14 protein-coding genes are annotated in these 17,194 nt (G+C 60.4%); 12 read left to right on the plus strand and 2 right to left on the minus strand.

What is annotated here, in order from left to right; all coding sequences use genetic code 11:
- The 8 genes from pelG to DWY03_RS08970 all read left to right on the plus strand — a co-directional run.
- Window positions 1–592: exopolysaccharide Pel transporter PelG (gene pelG, locus DWY03_RS08935; RefSeq protein WP_233506809.1), on the plus strand; the 592-nt coding region annotated here is incomplete at its 5' end.
- Entirely contained in the window at window positions 582–2,351 is a 1,770-nt protein-coding gene (locus DWY03_RS08940; protein WP_117840540.1) for a CotH kinase family protein, read from the plus strand. The genes pelG and DWY03_RS08940, both read left to right, overlap by 11 nt.
- Window positions 2,338–3,129, plus strand: a complete 792-nt coding sequence (locus DWY03_RS08945; protein ID WP_117840542.1) for a polyphosphate polymerase domain-containing protein — start codon at window positions 2,338–2,340, stop codon at window positions 3,127–3,129. Before DWY03_RS08940 ends, DWY03_RS08945 begins: the two co-directional genes overlap by 14 nt.
- A gap of 3 nt (window positions 3,130–3,132) precedes the next feature.
- Window positions 3,133–3,798, plus strand: coding sequence for a DUF4956 domain-containing protein (locus tag DWY03_RS08950; RefSeq protein WP_117840544.1), 666 nt, complete (start codon window positions 3,133–3,135; stop codon window positions 3,796–3,798).
- 267 nt (window positions 3,799–4,065) lie between these two features.
- Window positions 4,066–5,037: a LacI family DNA-binding transcriptional regulator gene (locus DWY03_RS08955; RefSeq protein WP_117840568.1), complete on the plus strand. Its 972-nt coding sequence runs from the start codon at window positions 4,066–4,068 to the stop codon at window positions 5,035–5,037.
- 182 nt (window positions 5,038–5,219) lie between these two features.
- Complete coding sequence (locus DWY03_RS08960) at window positions 5,220–6,620, plus strand: PTS transporter subunit EIIC (protein ID WP_117840546.1); 1,401 nt, start codon at window positions 5,220–5,222, stop codon at window positions 6,618–6,620.
- A 107-nt stretch (window positions 6,621–6,727) separates the two neighbouring features.
- Window positions 6,728–8,260, plus strand: a complete 1,533-nt coding sequence (locus DWY03_RS08965; protein ID WP_117840548.1) for a glycoside hydrolase family 32 protein — start codon at window positions 6,728–6,730, stop codon at window positions 8,258–8,260.
- Window positions 8,261–8,354: 94 nt separating this feature from the next.
- Window positions 8,355–9,347 (plus strand): PLP-dependent transferase, encoded by a 993-nt coding sequence (locus DWY03_RS08970; RefSeq protein WP_158558650.1) that lies wholly within the window; start codon window positions 8,355–8,357, stop codon window positions 9,345–9,347.
- A 130-nt stretch (window positions 9,348–9,477) separates the two neighbouring features.
- On the opposite strand, the gene DWY03_RS08975 is transcribed toward DWY03_RS08970, so the two are convergent.
- Window positions 9,478–9,822 carry a winged helix-turn-helix domain-containing protein gene (locus DWY03_RS08975; RefSeq protein ID WP_117774283.1) on the minus strand — a complete coding sequence of 115 codons (345 nt, stop codon included), beginning with the start codon at window positions 9,820–9,822 and terminating at the stop codon, window positions 9,478–9,480.
- Window positions 9,823–10,015: 193 nt separating this feature from the next.
- On the opposite strand from DWY03_RS08975, the gene DWY03_RS08980 reads away from it, so the two are divergent.
- On the plus strand, window positions 10,016–11,527 hold the full coding sequence (locus tag DWY03_RS08980; protein WP_117840553.1) for an IMP dehydrogenase: 1,512 nt from the start codon (window positions 10,016–10,018) through the stop codon (window positions 11,525–11,527).
- Window positions 11,528–11,789: 262 nt separating this feature from the next.
- Entirely contained in the window at window positions 11,790–14,366 is a 2,577-nt protein-coding gene (gene leuS, locus DWY03_RS08985; RefSeq protein ID WP_117840555.1) for a leucine--tRNA ligase, read from the plus strand.
- 104 nt (window positions 14,367–14,470) lie between these two features.
- Here the strand turns inward: leuS and DWY03_RS08990 are convergent, their stop codons facing one another.
- Window positions 14,471–15,043, minus strand: coding sequence for a hypothetical protein (locus tag DWY03_RS08990; RefSeq protein ID WP_117840558.1), 573 nt, complete (start codon window positions 15,041–15,043; stop codon window positions 14,471–14,473).
- A gap of 370 nt (window positions 15,044–15,413) precedes the next feature.
- On the opposite strand from DWY03_RS08990, the gene rimP reads away from it, so the two are divergent.
- The gene (rimP, locus tag DWY03_RS08995; RefSeq protein WP_117629483.1) at window positions 15,414–15,908 is read left to right on the plus strand and encodes a ribosome maturation factor RimP; all 495 of its coding nucleotides are present in this window, start codon (window positions 15,414–15,416) and stop codon (window positions 15,906–15,908) included.
- 1 nt (window position 15,909) lies between these two features.
- Complete coding sequence (gene nusA / locus DWY03_RS09000) at window positions 15,910–17,157, plus strand: transcription termination factor NusA (protein WP_006234042.1); 1,248 nt, start codon at window positions 15,910–15,912, stop codon at window positions 17,155–17,157.
- Window positions 17,158–17,194: the final 37 nt, after the last annotated feature.

A 17,194-nucleotide genomic window follows, 5' to 3' on the forward strand; every position in this document is an offset into this window, starting at 1 on the left:
CATTGTGGCTCTTGACAGCGGATTGGGTCATATGAGCGAACTGCGCTTTTGCGCGCTCAAACAGTTGTTTGTGACCGCGGCGGTCATCTCGCTCGAGACCACGGTGCTCTCGGCCCTACCGCTGGGCTTTATCAACCTGATGCACGGGTATTTTCGTACTCTGTGCGTGGGCTATGGCCTGTATGCCGTGGGCAATACGGTGATGCTCATCTTGCTGTACTTTACCGACTACAAGGGGGCCGTGCTGGCCTCGGGGCTGTTTGCCAGTGTGGCCGGGCTGGCGACTGCCGTGTCGTTGCTTTTGCCGCAGCAGTTTTACGGCTTTGGCTTTTTGTTGGGTGCGGCGGTGTTTTTTATCGTGGCGCTGCTGCGGCTCGATACCTATACCGCCAACTTGCCGTATCGTATCCTGAGCCAGCAGCCCATTGTGGCGACCGACAAGACGGGCTGGTTTACCGAACTTGGCCGGGTGCTCGACCGTGTTGAGCAATGCTACGAGGACAAGCGCGCGGGCGGTGAGCCGCGCAGTGCGTTTGAACGTATGGTGGTTCGCCTGTATCAAAAACATTGGGGAGGTTCTGATGATCGATAAGTTGATGTCTCGCCGCTGCCTGATCGAGGCGGCTGCCGGCGCGCTGTTGCTTTCGGGCTGTTCGTCTCAGGACGAATCCTCGACTAAAAAGGTCAAAAAGCAGGACAAGATTAAAAAGGCCGAGGCCTCCGACCAGTCCAAGCACCTGCGCGATAAAGACGAGCTGTACGAGGTCTACGACGACTCGGGTATTGTGACCATGTATCTGACGGTCTCGCGCGGCAACAGCTCCGAGAATACCGACCACAGTTGGGCCGAGATCAACACGTACTCGGTGTATGACTATGCCGACATGGGCGTGACGCGCTATCAGGTTATGGGCCTGCTGCAGCCGGGCGACGAAGACGGCCCGGTGGCCGGCGAGGTTGGCTATGGCGAGGAAGCGCCCAATGCCACCGTGCAGGTGCGAGGTCAGACATCGAGCATGAACTCGCAAAAGAATTACAAGGTGGAGCTCAAAAAGGGCAAGGGTACCTGGCGCCAACAGCGCGCGATTGCACTCAACAAGCACATGGGCGAGGGTATGCGTTTTCGCAACAAGATGGCCTACGACCTTATCCGTGGGATTCCCCAGATGATGGGCCTGCGCACACAGTTTGTGCATCTGTGGGTGTGCGACCAGACCGAAAAGTCCAACGACACCTTTGAGGACTACGGCCTGTTTACGCAGGTGGAGCAGCTCAACAAGACGGCGCTTAAGGCGCACGGCTTGGATAAGAACGGGCATCTGTATAAGGTGAACAGCTTCGATTACCATCGCTACGAGGACACCATTAAGCTCGCCGACGATCCCGACTACAACCAGGCAAGCTTTGAGGGCATGCTCGAGATTAAGGGCGATTCGGACCACACCAAGCTCATCGAGATGCTCGATGCACTCAACGACGAATCGCAAAAGATCGATGACGTGCTCGACACCTACTTTGATACCGAAAATCTGGTCTATTGGCTGGCGTTTCAGATCCTGACGGGCAACTGCGATACGCAGAACCGTAACTGCTATCTGTACAGCCCTCTCAACTCAAATACCTGGTACTTTTTAGATTGGGATAACGACGGCATGCTGCGTAAGCTGGAGCTTTCTCTTACCGGGTTTTCGGACTACGCGAGCTGGGAGCGCGGTGCAAGCAACTACTGGGGCAACGTACTGTTCAATCGTGCGCTGCGCAGCAAATCGTTCCGCAGCGAGCTCGACCGCGCCGTCAAGGACCTGCGTTCGTATATGACCGAGGCATGCCTGAGCAAGATGATCAAGCACTACCGCGAGGTTACTGAATCGCTAGTCTTTGCTTCGCCCGATATCGACCATCTGCCTGTCACCAAGGACCAATACGAGCAGATCGCCGCGGCGATTCCCTCCGAGATCGAGGAGAACTACAAGAGCTTTCGCGAGAGTTTTAAAAAGCCCATGCCGTTCTACATCGGCGTGCCGCAGATCGATAACGGTAAGCTGCGTATTAACTGGGATGCGTCCTACGACTTTGAGGCGCGCGACATTCGCTACACTGTGGAGCTTGCTCGTGACTATGCCATTAGCGACGTGGTCTTTAAGGCCGAGGACGTGCTGCTTCCCGAGGTGACCTGCGATGCGCCCGATGCCGGCCAGTATTTTGTGCGCGTGCGTGCCACCAACTCCGACGGTTATAGGCAAGATGCGTTTGACTACTATGTGACCGACGACGGCAAGCACTACGGCATGAAGTGTTTTTACGTGCAAGACGGCGGTAAGGTCGTGGAGGACACGTATGAGGAGGGCTAGCGCGCTGCTTGAGCGCTTGGCGGCTCCGCCTGTGCGTACCACGCAGGAGCGTTACCGCCACGAGCTCAAATATCTCATTAACGAGGGCGAGCACTCCGCGCTTGCCTGTCGCATGGCGCCGGTTTTTAAACTGGACAAGCATGCGCGGGCGGGTGGTTACACCATTCGCAGCCTGTATTTTGACGACTACTGCAACTCGGCCTACGAGGAAAAAGACGCCGGTATTCTCATGCGCAAAAAGTATCGCGTGCGCATCTATAACGGCAGCGACAAGGTGATTAAGCTCGAGCGCAAAAAGAAGTTCGGCAGCTGGATCTACAAGGAGGACGCGCCGCTCACGCGCGGCGAGTTTGAGCAGATTCTGGCCGGCGACTACGACTTTTTGCTGAGGAGCCCCTATCCGCTCTGCCGCGAGTTCTACATCGAGTGCATCTGCAACATGATGCGCCCGCGGACCATCGTGGACTACGAGCGCGAGCCGTGGGTGATGGATGAGGGCACCGTGCGCATTACGTTTGACATGAACGTGCGTGCCGCGGTGGGAAGCTTCGATATCTTTGACGCGACGCTGCCCGCGCTGCCGGTCCTGGAGCCCGGCAAGCTGGTGATGGAGGTCAAGTTTACGGAGTTTTGCCCGCAGCTGGTGCGCGATATGGTGCCGCCGGGCGCAGTCGAGCTTACGGCGGTCTCCAAGTACTGCCTGTGCTACGACAAGACCGCCTACCTTCGCGGATTTAACTACTGGGAATCGGATTTTGGGAACCGAGGGGATATTTAGACCATGAGCACCAGGGACTTTTTTAAGAACTCCGTTTTGGAGGCGTTTGGCCAGGTCGACCCTGCCAAGATCGGCCTTTCGCTGCTCGTGGCGCTCGCCATGGGCATCCTGATCTATTACGTGTACAAGCGCTTTTTTACCGGCGTGGTGTATTCGCGCAGCTTTGCCGTGACGCTCGTGGGCATGTGCGTGCTCACCTGCATGGTCACGCTCGCGATCTCGACGAACGTGGTCATCTCGCTCGGTATGGTCGGTGCTCTGTCTATTGTCCGCTATCGTACGGCGGTCAAGGACCCGCTCGACCTGCTGTATCTGTTTTGGGCTATTACCACGGGCATTACGGCCGGCGCCGGCATGTATGCGCTCGTGGGGCTCACGGCGGTGGTGATCGTGGTGATGATCGCCGGCTTTGCGAGCCACCAGGACAAGTCGCGCGTGTACATGATGGTCATTCACTACACGGGCCAGACCACCGGCGACGATATCGTGCGTGCATTTGGGCGCACCAAGTTCACCGTTAAGTCCAAGACTATGCGCGGCGACAAAGTCGAGATGGCCGTGGAGGTATTCTCGGACGGCGTGGACATGCCCTATGCCGACGCGATTCGCACGCTCGATGGCGTTGAGGACCTGACCCTCATCCAGTACAACGGCGAGTATCATGGATAACTATGTTCCGGTGTTCTAACGAACGCCGGACCGCTCGACGCTGCGCGGGCATCTGCCGGGCGATCTGCCGCTCAAACCGTCGCTCGCGTACATGAAGTACGCTTCGCTCCTCTTTCGCGGCACCTCGCCACGGCAGCTGCCCGCTCGCTGACGTTTGCTCGACCAGGATGGGCATATTTGGTTCGGTTTAAATTGATTTATTATGCCGACTTGGGCTGGGTATGATGGTGCAAACGATTGCAAGATAAAGGGGTGCTCGTGGTAAAGATGAAAGATGTGGCCGAGCTAGCGGGCGTTTCGAGCGCCGCCGTCTCGCGCTACCTCAACGGTGGATATATCTCGGCGGACAAGGCCGAGCGCATTAAGCAGGCGATTGAGCTGACCGGATACGTGCGGTCCAACCAGGCCCGCGCGCTGCGCACCGGCTCCACCAAGCTCATCGGCGTCATCGTGCCCAAGATCAACTCGGAATCCGTGAGCCGCATTACTGCGGGTATCGGTCAGGTGCTCGGTCGCCGCGGGTACCAGATGCTGCTCGCGAATACTGACAACGTGGCCGAGCGCGAGCTCGAGTATCTCGACTTGTTCCAGAACCACCCGGTCGATGGCATCGTGCTCGTGGCAACCATGATTACCGATGAGCACCGTGCGGCCATTGCGTCTTGCCGTGTACCCATTGTGCTGATCGGCCAAAACGTCGAGGGCGCGGCTTGCGTCTACCATGACGATTACGAGGCTGCCTTTGAGCTGGGCCAGGCGCTTGCGACGCATGTTGAGGGCAAGATTGCCTATATCGGTGTTACCGAGGAAGACCGTGCCGCCGGTTACGACCGTCGTCGTGGTTTTGAAGCTGGTCTGGGCGCCGCGGGCGTTGTGCTCGATCCCGATTTGATTCGCTGCGGGTCCTTTACCCTCGATTCCGGCTATCGTGCGTCGCGCGAGCTGCTGGGCGAAGTGCCGGATGTTTCGTTTATCGCGTGCGCGACCGACACTATGGCGGCCGGCGCCCTGCGCGCTCTTGACGAGGCGCGCGGCATGGGCGAGGGCGTGCGTCGCGTGAGCGGTTTTGGCGACAACGCATTTTTGCGCGCGCTGACGGGCGGCATTCCCACCGTGCATTACGGTTACCTGACCAGTGGCGTCGAGGCGACCAATATGTTGCTCAACACGCTCGATGGCGTGGAGGGGGAGAGCGGCCTCAAGACGCTCAAGCTCGGACATCAGCTGATGAATGTCTAGGCTTTGGGCATGTCTGCCGGCCTTTGATTCCCTGTTTTTGGCTCAAAACCACCTTTCACCGTCAAATATCTACCGTTTACCGCTAATGAAAACGATTACAGCTATATATAACTGAAAACGATTACAGTGTAAGTGTCAAAGATGGCCGGGTGCAGATGCGCCCGTTGGAGGAAAGGGAAGTCATGGACTACCGCAAATCAGCCCAAGAGGTGCTCGACAACGTCGGTGGCGCCGACAACGTTGTTTCGGCCGCACACTGCGCCACGCGTCTGCGCCTGGTGATTGCCGATAACGCCAAGGTTGACAAGGAGGCCATCGAGAATATCGACGGCGCCAAGGGCGTCTTTGAGGCCCAAGGCCAGCTCCAGATTATTTTTGGCACTGGCACCGTCAACAAGGTCTACGAAGAGTTCATCGCGCTTAGCGGCGTCGAGGCTGCCACCAAAGCCGAGGTTAAGGAGGCCGCGGCACAGCAGCAGAACATCTTTATGCGTGCCATTAAGGTGCTCGGCGACGTTTTTGTCCCCATCATCCCCGCCATCGTGGCTTCGGGCCTGCTGCTGGGAATCATGAGCGCGCTCAACTTTATGGCCTCCAACGGTTTTATCGCGCTCGACACCAATAACTTTATCTACAAGATCGCCGACCTGGTCTCGGGCACGTCCTTTGGCATTCTGCAGATCCTGATCGGCTACTCCGCGGCTAAGGCCTTTGGCGCTAACCCGTATTTGGGCGCCGTCGTCGGAGGTGCGTTCATCAACTCCTCGCTGCAGAGCGCCTACACGGTTGCCTCCGAGGGCGTGCAGACCATGGTCACCGTCATTCCCGGCGTGTACGGCTTTGAGTGGGTCGGTTATCAGGGCCACGTTATCCCCATCGTTATCGCCTGCGCCATACTCGCCTTCCTCGAGAAGCGTCTCCACAAGGTTGTCCCCGAGATGTTCGACCTCTTTGTGACCCCGCTCGTCTCGGTGTTCGTTACCGTGCTCGTGACCTTCGTTGCCGTCGGTCCCATCTTCGTGTGGGCCGAGAACGCCATCCTCGGTCTGATTCAGGCCCTGCTCACCCTGCCCTTTGGTATCGGTTCCTTTATCGTCGGCCTGTTCTATGCCCCCACGGTCGTTACCGGTATCCACCAGATGTACACCGCCATCGACCTGGGTCAGCTCGCCCAGTACGGCGTAACCTATTGGCTGCCCATCGCCAGTGCCGCTAACATCGCCCAGGGTGGTGCCGCACTCGCCGTTGCCTTTAAGACCCGCGATGCCAAGATCAAGGGCCTGGCGCTTCCTTCGGCCCTGTCCGCCTTCATGGGTATTACCGAGCCTGCCATCTTTGGTGTGAACCTGCGCTTCTTTAAGCCCTTCATCGCCGGCTGCATCGGCGGTGGTTGCGGTGCCCTGGTCTGCGCGCTTACTTCGCTGGCTGCCTCCGGCACGGGCGTTACCGGTATCTTCGGTATCCTGCTGTGCCTGGCCCAGCCCGTGCAGTATGCGATCATGTTTGCGGTTGCCGCGCTGGTTTCCTTTGCCGTCTCGTTTGTCCTGTACAAGGATGAGCCCAAGGCTTCCGAGCAGGCGTAAGAGCTTTTGATTGAGGGGATGCCCGCGGGTTGTATGCTCGCGGGCGTTTCCCGTATCCGGTGCCGATCTCTGGTGCCTTGTTACTTTCGATCCGTTAGGACTTTGATATGTCTAATGCACTTGGTCGCGACCTTGCAAAGTTGGTTGCCGCGGTTGATGCTGCCGCCTCTGAGTGTGGTCATGGCGCGTATGGCCAACACTTCCATATTATGCCGCCGGCGGGTTGGCTCAACGACCCCAACGGTCTTTGCCAAGCGGGCGGCGTGTTCCACGCTTATTTTCAATATGCGCCCTTTGATGTCGAGGGTGGCGTTAAGGTCTGGGGCCATGCGACGAGTCGCGACCTTATGACGTGGGATTACGTTGGCGCCCCGCTGCTGCCCGACGAGTCGTTCGATTGTCACGGTGTGTATTCGGGCTCCGCGCTTGCCGAAGACGGTCGCATTCGCGTACTTTATACGGGCAACGTTAAGCTTTCCGATGCGGACGGCACGTACGATTACGTCAATACCGGTCGACGAGCCGATACCGTCTATGTGGAGAGCACCGACGGCCAGGCGTTCGGCGCCAAGCGTGTGGTGCTGACTTCCGAGGATTATCCCGAGGATTTGACCTGCCATGTGCGCGACCCCAAGGTGTGGCGTGACGTGGACGGGCGTTATCACATGGTGCTGGGCGCGCGTCGTCGCGTCGACGGTCCGCATGTCGAGAGCCGTTTTTGCGCCATGCATGGCGAGGGTGCCGGTCGCGATGTGGGCGAGATCTTGGTGTACGGCTCGGCTGACATGCTTAGTTGGGAGCTCGAGAATCGCGTGTCTACGCCCGAGCGCTTTGGCTTTATGTGGGAGTGCCCCAGCTATATCGAGCTCGATGCGAAAGGCGGTGCACCGGCGAAGTGGCTGTCCTTCTCTCCCCAAGGGCTCGAGAGCGGTCGTTGGGACCGCGGCAATGTGTATGCAGCGGGCTACATGCCCGTTACGGGTGACATTACGGCTGGCAAGGACGCTTATGATCTGGGCGAGTTCCGCCTGTGGGACGCAGGTTTTGACTTCTATGCGCCGCAGGAGTTCACGGCCGAGGACGGTCGCCATATTCTAATCGGCTGGATGGGCATGCCCGATAAGCCGACCTATGGCAACGACCCCACCGTGGCGTGCGGCTGGCAGCACTGCATGACGGTGCCGCGTGAGCTTACGGTCGGTGCTGGCGGCGTGGTACTGCAGCAGCCGGCGCGCGAGATCGAGCACCATTATGCCTCGGTGCGTGTGGGGGAGGGCTCGTTGGAGGTTGCCGGCGATACCTGCTTTGACGTTATTGTTGCCGGTGTCGACGGCGCTTTTAGTGCGACCGTTGATGGCGAGCTGAAGCTGGCGTTTGTGCCCGCCGAGGGTGAACTGCCCGCGCGCTTTGAGATGCGCTTTACCGACGAGGCCCGTACGGCGGCCGGCTGCGGTCGCGCGGTGCGTTGGGAACCGGTCGACGAGGTTCGAAACGTACGCATCGTCGGCGACGCTTCTTCGGTTGAGGTGTTTGTAAACGATGGCGCGCTCGTGTTTTCGACGCGCATCTATCCCGAGGCCTATGGCGTGACCGTTGACGCCGTCGGCGCGAGCGTGACCTACCACGCGCTCAACATCTAGCGATTCGCCGCATATCGGCGCTATACTGCAGCCGTTGCCCACGATGCGGGAAACACCCGCATCGTGGGTTTTTGTTTTGAAGGGACGGTGCCGTGTGGATGTACAGCAGCTAGAAGAGGCTTGGGCTTTGAGGGCCGGTGCGCGTGAGGCGCGTCTTGTCTCGGCCTCGCATGTGCCGGCGGCGCTGTCGATGCTGGGGATTGTGCGGCCCGGCGATCGCTTGGTGGCCTTTGCGGACGACTTTGCCGATGTGTTTGCCTGCGGCTTTGATGGCTGCGATGTTGCGCTGGTGGGGGAGCCCGCGGCTGCGGCGTTTGCTGCTGCGTCCGAGGGCTTTGATGCTTCGTTTGATGCCGAGGGGCCGCACCTGTGGTGGTTCGTCAACTCCATCGGCGGGTTTGGTCTGCGTGTGCCCGACCTTCGCGCTCTGGGCCGCGCGTCTCGTGAGTCGCACGCGCTGCTGGTTGTGGACAACACGGTGGCGTCGGCTTTTGGCTGCGATCCACTGCGGCTGGGTGCTGCGCTGTCGCTCGAGGCGCTCGATCGCGCGTGCGCCGGCAAGGCTCCGCGCAAGCTCGTTGCCGCTTCGGTGGCACGCTCACAGCTCAAGCGCCATCGCGTGGATGCCGCTGCCGAGCGCGCGCATGTCCTGCTTGAGGGCTGCGGATTGGCTGCGCTCGACTTGTCCTCCGATGAGGCTGAGGTTCTAGAGCACGAGCTCGACACACTCGACACCCGCATGCAGGAACACTTCGACCGTGCACGTGCGCTGGCCGAGTATTTGGCTGCCAATGAGATGGTGCGCAACGTGCGTTATCCCGGGCTGACCTCGCATCCCGACCATGCCATCGCGACTGGCATCCTGGAGCACGGTTTTGGCCCGGCAGTAGAGTTTGACCTGATGGGCTACATTGCGGGCGAATTCTTCAGCATGCTGCCGGACGAATTCCGCACATCGCCTGCCGGCGGCCCAACAACGCGCCTTTCGGCCCCACGCGGCAAGCAGGGGAGCACCATCCGCCTCTTCGCCGGCACCGACGACCCCCTGGTCGTAGCGTCCACCCTAGACAACGCCCTCCGCAACTAGCTAAATCATCCTCGACTCAATAAGTTGCGGTGAAATATGGATTGATTTACGGCTTTAACCGCATAAGTCCCTATTTCACCGCAACTTATGAGAAGAGATTGTGCGGCTAAAAAGCCCCGTCCCAAATTAGCTACTCTTTGATGCTGGCGATGAGGGCGTCGGCGCGGGTTGCTATGACGTCGTTGATTTCTGCCTGCAGGGTTTCGTAGACTTCGATGGCGCGCTTGCCGGCGGGGGTGAGCGATGATCCGCGGGCGCCGTCGCGCTCGATGAGCTTGCAGTCTAGCTGCCCTTCAGCCTCGTTCACAATGCGCCAAGCCTTGGAATACGCCATGCCCATGCTCTTGGCGGCACGGTTGAGCGAGTGGTCGCGGGCAATACCCTGCAGCAGCAAGACGCAGCCATGGCCAAACACACCCGGCAGATCCTTGTCGCACGCTTGAATGACCAACTTTGCCGTCGTCTTGTACTCCATGTGCTCCACGTCTTTCCGCTAAAGTGTTTGCTGGGCAAACGCAAAGCCTGCGTCAAACCCTCGTGTGCTCTTCTTAAATCATGCATTGTAGCAGTCAAAGTGCGTTAAGATACTTCCCCAGTATTGGGCGCCCAAGGTTGGGCTGGGTCCTACGAGGCCTGCAGCCGACCGGTCGCATGGAAAAAGGAGAAACATGGCTACGTTCTTTCCCGGTGAGTCCCACACGTTTTCGGAGTATCTGCTGGTTCCTGGTTACTCGTCCTCGCAGTGCATCCCCAACAACGTCTCTCTTAAGACGCCGCTAACCCGTTTCAAGCGCGGTGAGAAGCCGGCAATCACCCTGAACATCCCCATGGTTTCCGCCATCATGCAGTCCGTCTCGGGCGTCGACATGGGTGTCGCGCTCGCTACCGAGGGTGGCCTGTCCTTCATTTACGGTTCCCAGACCCCCGAGTCCGAGGCCGCTATGGTCAAGGCCGTTAAGGATCACAAGGCTGGCTTCGTTCAGTCCGATTCCACACTGACCCCCGACATGACCATGGAGCAGGTCATCGAGCTCAAGGAGAAGACCGGCCACTCCACCATGCCGGTTACCGACGACGGCACCCCCAAGGGCAAGCTCCTGGGTATCGTTACCAGCCGTGACTATCGCCCCAGCCGCGATGACCACCAGAAGAAGGTCGCCGAGTTCATGACCCCGCGCGAGCAGCTCATCGTGGGCGACAAGAACATCAGCCTCAAGGTTGCAAACGACGTCATCTGGGACAACAAGCTCAACGCTCTGCCCATTGTCGACGACAACGATCACCTCATGGGCATCGTCTTCCGCAAGGACTACGACAGCCACAAGACCAACCCCAACGAGCTGCTCGACGGCGATAAGCGCTACATGGTCGGCGCCGGTATCAACACCCGCGACTATGCCGAGCGCGTGCCGCTGCTCATCGAGGCCGGTGCCGACGTCCTATGCATCGACTCTTCCGAGGGCTTCAGCGAGTGGCAGAAGCGCACCATCGAGTGGATCCGCGCCAACTACGGCGAGGACGTCAAGGTCGGTGCCGGTAACGTCGTCGACGCCGAGGGCTTCCGCTTCCTGGCCGACTGCGGTGCCGACTTCATCAAGGTCGGTATCGGTGGCGGCTCCATCTGCATCACCCGTGAGACCAAGGGTATCGGCCGTGGCCAGGCCACCGCGCTGATCGACGTCTGCCGCGCCCGTGACGAGTACTATGAGGAGACCGGCGTCTACGTGCCCGTGTGCTCCGACGGCGGCATTGTCTACGACTACCACATGACGCTCGCCCTTGCCATGGGTGCCGACTTTATGATGCTGGGCCGCTACTTCGCCCGCTTTGACGAGAGCCCGACCGAGCGCGTCAACGTCAACGGCCAGTACATGAAGGAGTACTGGGGCGAGGGTTCTGCGCGTGCCCGTAACTGGCAGCGCTACGACCTGGGCGGCGCCGCGAAGCTCAGCTTTGTCGAGGGCGTTGACTCCTACGTTCCCTACGCCGGCTCCCTCAAGGACGGCGTGGGCGGCACGCTCTATAAGGTCAAGTCCACGATGTGCAACTGCGGTGCCCTCTCGATCCCCGAGCTCCAGGAAAAGGCACGCCTGACCCTGGTAAGCTCGACCTCGATCGTCGAAGGCGGAGCCCACGACGTCGTAGTCAAGGACTCCCAACAGAGCGTAACGTATCGATAAGATAAGACCTGCACATAAAGGTTGAGCCTCAACCACGTTATTTAGATAAAGCGAGATGCCTGCAAGTCGCAGGCATCTCGCTTGTTGTATTTGCTATCATCAGTCGAGTTAACGATGTGGCGGGGCGTTCTTATCTTTGCTCGCTGCAAGTTCCGCACGAGCCGAAGAGCACTTAATGTGCTCTTCGTGCGAGCAGGACTGTCCGCAGCAGCGAGTAAAGGTAAGAACGCCCCGCCCCAACCCAGCTAACAAAGGAGCTGATATGTGCGATTGCACAGATCATAAGGATGAGATCCCCGCCTACGACGCGCAGGCCATTGAGTCCCGGTGGATGAAGGCGTGGGACGACGAGAACCTCTTTGCCGTCGACACCGACGCCACCAAGCCCAAGAAGTATGTGCTCGAGATGTTCCCGTATCCGTCGGGCGACCTACACATGGGCCACGCGCGCAACTACACCATCGGCGATGCCATGGCCCGTCAGGCCCGCATGCGCGGCTTTGACGTGCTGCACCCCATCGGCTTTGACGCCTTTGGCCTGCCCGCTGAGAACGCCGCCATCAAGCACAACACGCAGGCTGCCGCCTGGACGTATAAGAACATGGACCAGGCGCTCGCCACGATGAGGCGCATGGGCTTCTCCTACGACCTGGATCGCACCGTTAAGACCTGCAGCCCCGACTACTATCGCTGGGGCCAGTGGATCTTTGAGAAGATGTGGGAAAAGGGCCTGGTCTATCGTAAGAAGAATCCGGTTAACTGGTGCCCCACCTGCAAGACCGTTTTGGCTAACGAGCAGGTGACCGAGGGCAAGTGCTGGCGTTGCGGCACCGAGCCCGAGAAGCGCGACCTTGAGCAGTGGTACTACAAGATCACCGAGTACTCCCAGGAGCTGCTCGATGACCTTGAGAAGCTCCCTGGCTGGCCCGAGCGCGTCAAGCAGATGCAGGCCAATTGGATCGGCCGCTCCGAGGGTGCCGAGGTCGACTTTACCCTGTGCGACGCCGATGGCGAGCCCATCGAGGGCGACGAGGGCAAGATCACCGTCTTCACCACGCGCGCCGATACCCTTTTTGGCGTCTCCTTCTTTGTCCTGGCTCCCGAGTACGCCCGTCTGCACGAGCTCGTCGAGGGCACGGAGTACGAGGCGGCCGTCACCAAGATCGTTGAGGACTCCAAGCACATTTCTGCCGTCGAGCGTGCCCAGGGCACTCTCGAGAAGCACGGTGCCTTTACCGGCCGCTACGTGGTGAACCCCGTTAACGGCGAAAAGGTCCCCGTGTGGGTTGCCGACTACGTCGTGGCCGATTACGGCACCGGCGCCGTCATGGCCGTTCCCTGCGGCGACCAGCGCGACTTTGAGTTTGCCCGCAAGTATGATCTGCCGATCGTGCCGATCATCCTGGACGACGATGATCGCGCTGCCGTCGAGGCCAGCGGCGAGACCATCGATACCTTCCATGCCGAGACTGTCGACTGGGAATGCGCCCACGCTGCCGAGGGCACGCTGGTCCAGTCGGGCAAGTACACCGGCATGCGCGGCGGTAAGCACTCCGAGGGCGAGTCTGCCATCGTGGCCGACCTCGAGGCCATGGGCTGCGGTCGTCGCAAGGTCGAGTTCCGCCTGCGCGACTGGCTCATCAGCCGCCAGCGCTATTGGGGCAACCCCATCCCGGCCATCCACTGCGAGCACTGCGGCATCGTGCCCGTGCCCGAGGATCAGCTGCCGGTGACGCTGCCCGAGAACCTGGACCTGGGTGCCGGCGAGACGCTTGCCGAGTGCAAGGACTTCTACGAGACCACCTGCCCGGTCTGCGGCCGCCCGGCCAAGCGCGAGACCGATACCATGGACACCTTTACCTGCTCCAGCTGGTATTACCTGCGCTATACCGACCCGCACAACACCGAGCTGCCCTTCTCCCGCGAAGCCGCCGACCGTTGGATGCCCGTCGATAACTACATCGGCGGCATCGAGCACGCCATCCTGCACCTGCTCTACAGCCGCTTCTTTACCAAGGCACTGCGCGACCTGGGCCTGCTGAGTGTGGACGAGCCCTTCACCAACCTGCTGTGCCAGGGCATGGTCAAGGACGAGAACGGCGACACCATGTCCAAGTCCAAGGGCAACGTCGTGCCCCCGAGCTCGGTCATCGAGCCCTACGGCGCCGACACCATGCGTCTGGCGATCCTGTTTATCGCCCCGCCCGAGAAGGACTTCGACTGGGATCCCAAGGCCGTTGAGGGCGCCAACCGCTTCATCAAGCGCGCCTGGCGTATCGTGTGGCAGCTCGTCCAGTCCGGCGACGCCAACGTGGCCTTCGACAAGTCCGCGCTCGACGAGGTTGCGATGAAGCTCTATCGCGAGCGTCACCGGACCATCGCCAAGTGCACCGAGGACTTCGATCGCGGCCAGTTCAACACCGCCATCTCGGCCGTCATGGAACTCGTCAACGCGGCGAGCGCCTACCTCAACGCCACCGAGGGTGCCGCGCGCGACAAGGCCCTGTGCTACGGCGTGGCTAAGGACATCGTGAGCGTCCTTGCCCCCATCTGCCCGTTCTGGGCCGATGAGCTGTGGCATGAGGCACTCGGCTGCGAGGGCAACGCCTATACCGCCGCCTGGCCCGAGTTCGACCTGGCCGAGTCCATCGAGGACACGGTGCAGATTGTCGTGCAGGTGCTCGGCAAGGTTCGTGGCCGCATCGACGTAGCCCGCGATGCCTCCAACGAGGAGATGCAGGCTGCCGCCGAGGTCGCTGTCGCCAAGTGGACCGAGGGCAAGACGGTCGTCAAGGCCATCTGCGTGCCCGGCAAGCTGGTCAACCTGGTGGTCAAGTAAGCGCTGCGTGTAAAGCTGGCATGCAATAAACGAGGGACGGTCCGGTTGGGTCGTCCCTCGTTTTGTGTTGTATGCCCTGCTTAGTCAGTGCGTCGCACCGTCTTCTACGGGATGTGTACTAGGTCCCTAAAGTAAACGTTGCCCGTTGCCTCTTCGAACATCCAAATGTTGAGGTAGATGTCGTTGAGGTCGTTGTTCACATCAAAGTCGGGGTCGTCGAAGGTGCCCACAAAGGTGAGCATGGCGCGCGTTTCCTCGCCCGCTGCGACCTGCTGGCGCATGCGCACGTCGCAGACCTTACCGCTGACGTAGGCATAGGAGTCCGCGTCGCCAAACATCATGTCGACACCGGTATTGTTGGTCACCGTAAAGACGAGCGCGGCGTCTCCGTAGCCGTCGGTGTCCTTGCCCACGCAGGTAACATGGACGTTTTCGTCTGCCTCAAGGTCGATGGGGAACTGTTCTTGGGGGTCGGGACCTAGGCCCTGGGGATCGTCGATGTCTTCGTCTATTTTGTCGAAGCTTACCGGGGGTTCGGTTTTCTCGATGGCTTTGGTGCTGCCACGATCCGGTTCGCATGTTCCGGTTTTGCCATCGATGTTGTTGCAGCCCGTCAGAGCGAACGAGCAGGCAGCGACGACGAGCGCGGTCGCGCAGAGGGTGCCTAGGCGTTCCATGGATCCTCCTTGCCGTAGAGATGCTGGAAGGTTGTGCGGTCAATGCGTGCGGCAGGCTTTCTCGCTACAGAATGCCTCTCGGCTCTAGTCTGGCCGATGTGCGCCCAGGGATGGAATGCCCATAGGGCCCGATTCGGTCGGCACGCTGGGACGCATGGCCCGTTTTGGGACTGTTGAGGGCGCGCCGCATGGGGTTCCTCGGTCAATTGTCCCATTCTTGTGGAGAACCTGTGCGCACGCTGACCTGCAGATTCGTACTGTGCTTGCGCGTTTCCGCAGCTATTGGTATAGTTTGCTTGCAAATGAAGTTGTAATTGAAAGAAGTGGGGTTTCGGCCCCGCTTCTTTTTTGTATGGATGGAGGTGCCGCAATGGTCAAGACCAAGACCGAGCAGGCGATCATCGACGCGCTCGAGGCCGTCGCTCCCCAGCACGATGTCGACATCGTCGACGTCGAGCTCGTGGGCGCCACCAAGGCCCCCTGCGTGCGCGTGCGTATCGAGGGTGCCGAGGGTCAGAGCCTGTCTCTCAACGACGTCACGGCCAACACCAAGTGGGTCGGCGATGTGATTGAGGAGCTCGACCCTATCTCTTCGAGCTATACGCTTGAGGTGTCGAGCCCGGGCATGGCGCGCCCGCTGCGCCGCCCGTGCGACTTTGCCCGCTTTGTGGGCGAGAACTGTGAGCTCACCTCCACCGCCACTGAGGGCCGTCGCAAGTACGCCGGCAAGATTGCCGCTGCGACCGAGACCGACGTGACCCTCGAGCTCGAGGACGGCGAGTCCGTCACCCTCGATTTCTCTGATGTTAAAAAGTGCAAGTTGAAGCCCACCTACGACTTCAAGCCCGCGAAGGAAGGAAAGTAAGATGGCAGCATCCGACATGATGTCCGCCCTGATGGAGCTTTGCCAGGAGAAGCACATCGACCAGCTCTACCTGATCGACCGCCTGGAGCAGTCGCTCGCCAAGAGCTATGCCGAGATCCTGCATCTTGAGTGGGGCGCCAAGGTGACCATCGACCGCACCACCGGCAAGATCTACGTCTACCGCCTGGAGCCGATCGACGATTCCATGGACGAGGAGGGCAACTTCACCGAGTTCGAGGAGATCGACGTTACCCCCAAGAACACGAGCCGCATCGCCGCCCAGCACGCCAAGGCCGAGATCAACGCTATCGTGCGTAACTCCGCCCGTGAGCAGATCTACGAGGAGTTCTCCGGCCGCATCGGTGACCTCATCAGCGGTACCGTGCTGCAGTCCACGCCGGACTTCACGATCGTCAAGATTCGCGAAGGCGTCGAGGCCGAGCTTCCGCACTTCGATCAGCGCCGTTACGAGAACGAGCGCAACGAGCGTCCGATGGGCGAGCGCTACCTGCACAACCAGCATATCAAGGCCGTGATCATTGACGTTCGCGACCCCAACTCCAACCTGCAGCCGGTTCGTGGCGAGCACAGCCGTCCGCCGATTGTCATCTCCCGTACCCACCCCGAGCTCATGCGTCGTCTGTTTGAGCAGGAGGTGCCCGAGATCTATGAGGGCACCGTCCAGATCAAGTCGATCGCCCGCGAGCCCGGCCAGCGTTCCAAGGTCGCTGTCCACTCGCTCGACGACCGTCTGGATCCCGTGGGTGCCTGCGTCGGCCCCAAGGGCAGCCGTGTTCGCGCTGTCGTGGGCGAGCTCCGTGGCGAGCGCGTCGACGTCATCCTGTGGGATGCCGATCCTGCCGTCTACGTCGCCAACGCCCTGTCGCCTGCCAAGGTCACCCGCGTCCTCATCGACGAGGAGAAGGCCTACGCCGGCGTCATCGTGCCCGACGACCAGCTGTCCCTTGCCATCGGCAAGGAGGGCCAGAACGCCCGCCTCGCCGCGCGCCTGACCGGCTGGCACATCGACATTAAGTCCGAGACGCTTGCCGCCGACATCCTCAAGAACGTTCCCGTTCACGAGGAGCCCGCCGCCGACCTGATCGGTGACGAGGAGGACGAGGACGTCCGCCGCTGCGAGTACGTGTCCGAGGACGGCATCCAGTGCCGCAACCAGGCCCGTCCCGGCTCCCGTTTCTGCGGTGTCCACGACACCGACGCCTTCGATGATGCGGAGGACCTGATCTAGCGCGCGGTCGCGCCGGGCAGGTCCCGGCGCATCTCCC

The organism is Collinsella sp. AF23-2, assembly GCF_003459245.1.
In the GTDB taxonomy this organism is placed as follows: Bacteria; Actinomycetota; Coriobacteriia; order Coriobacteriales; family Coriobacteriaceae; genus Collinsella.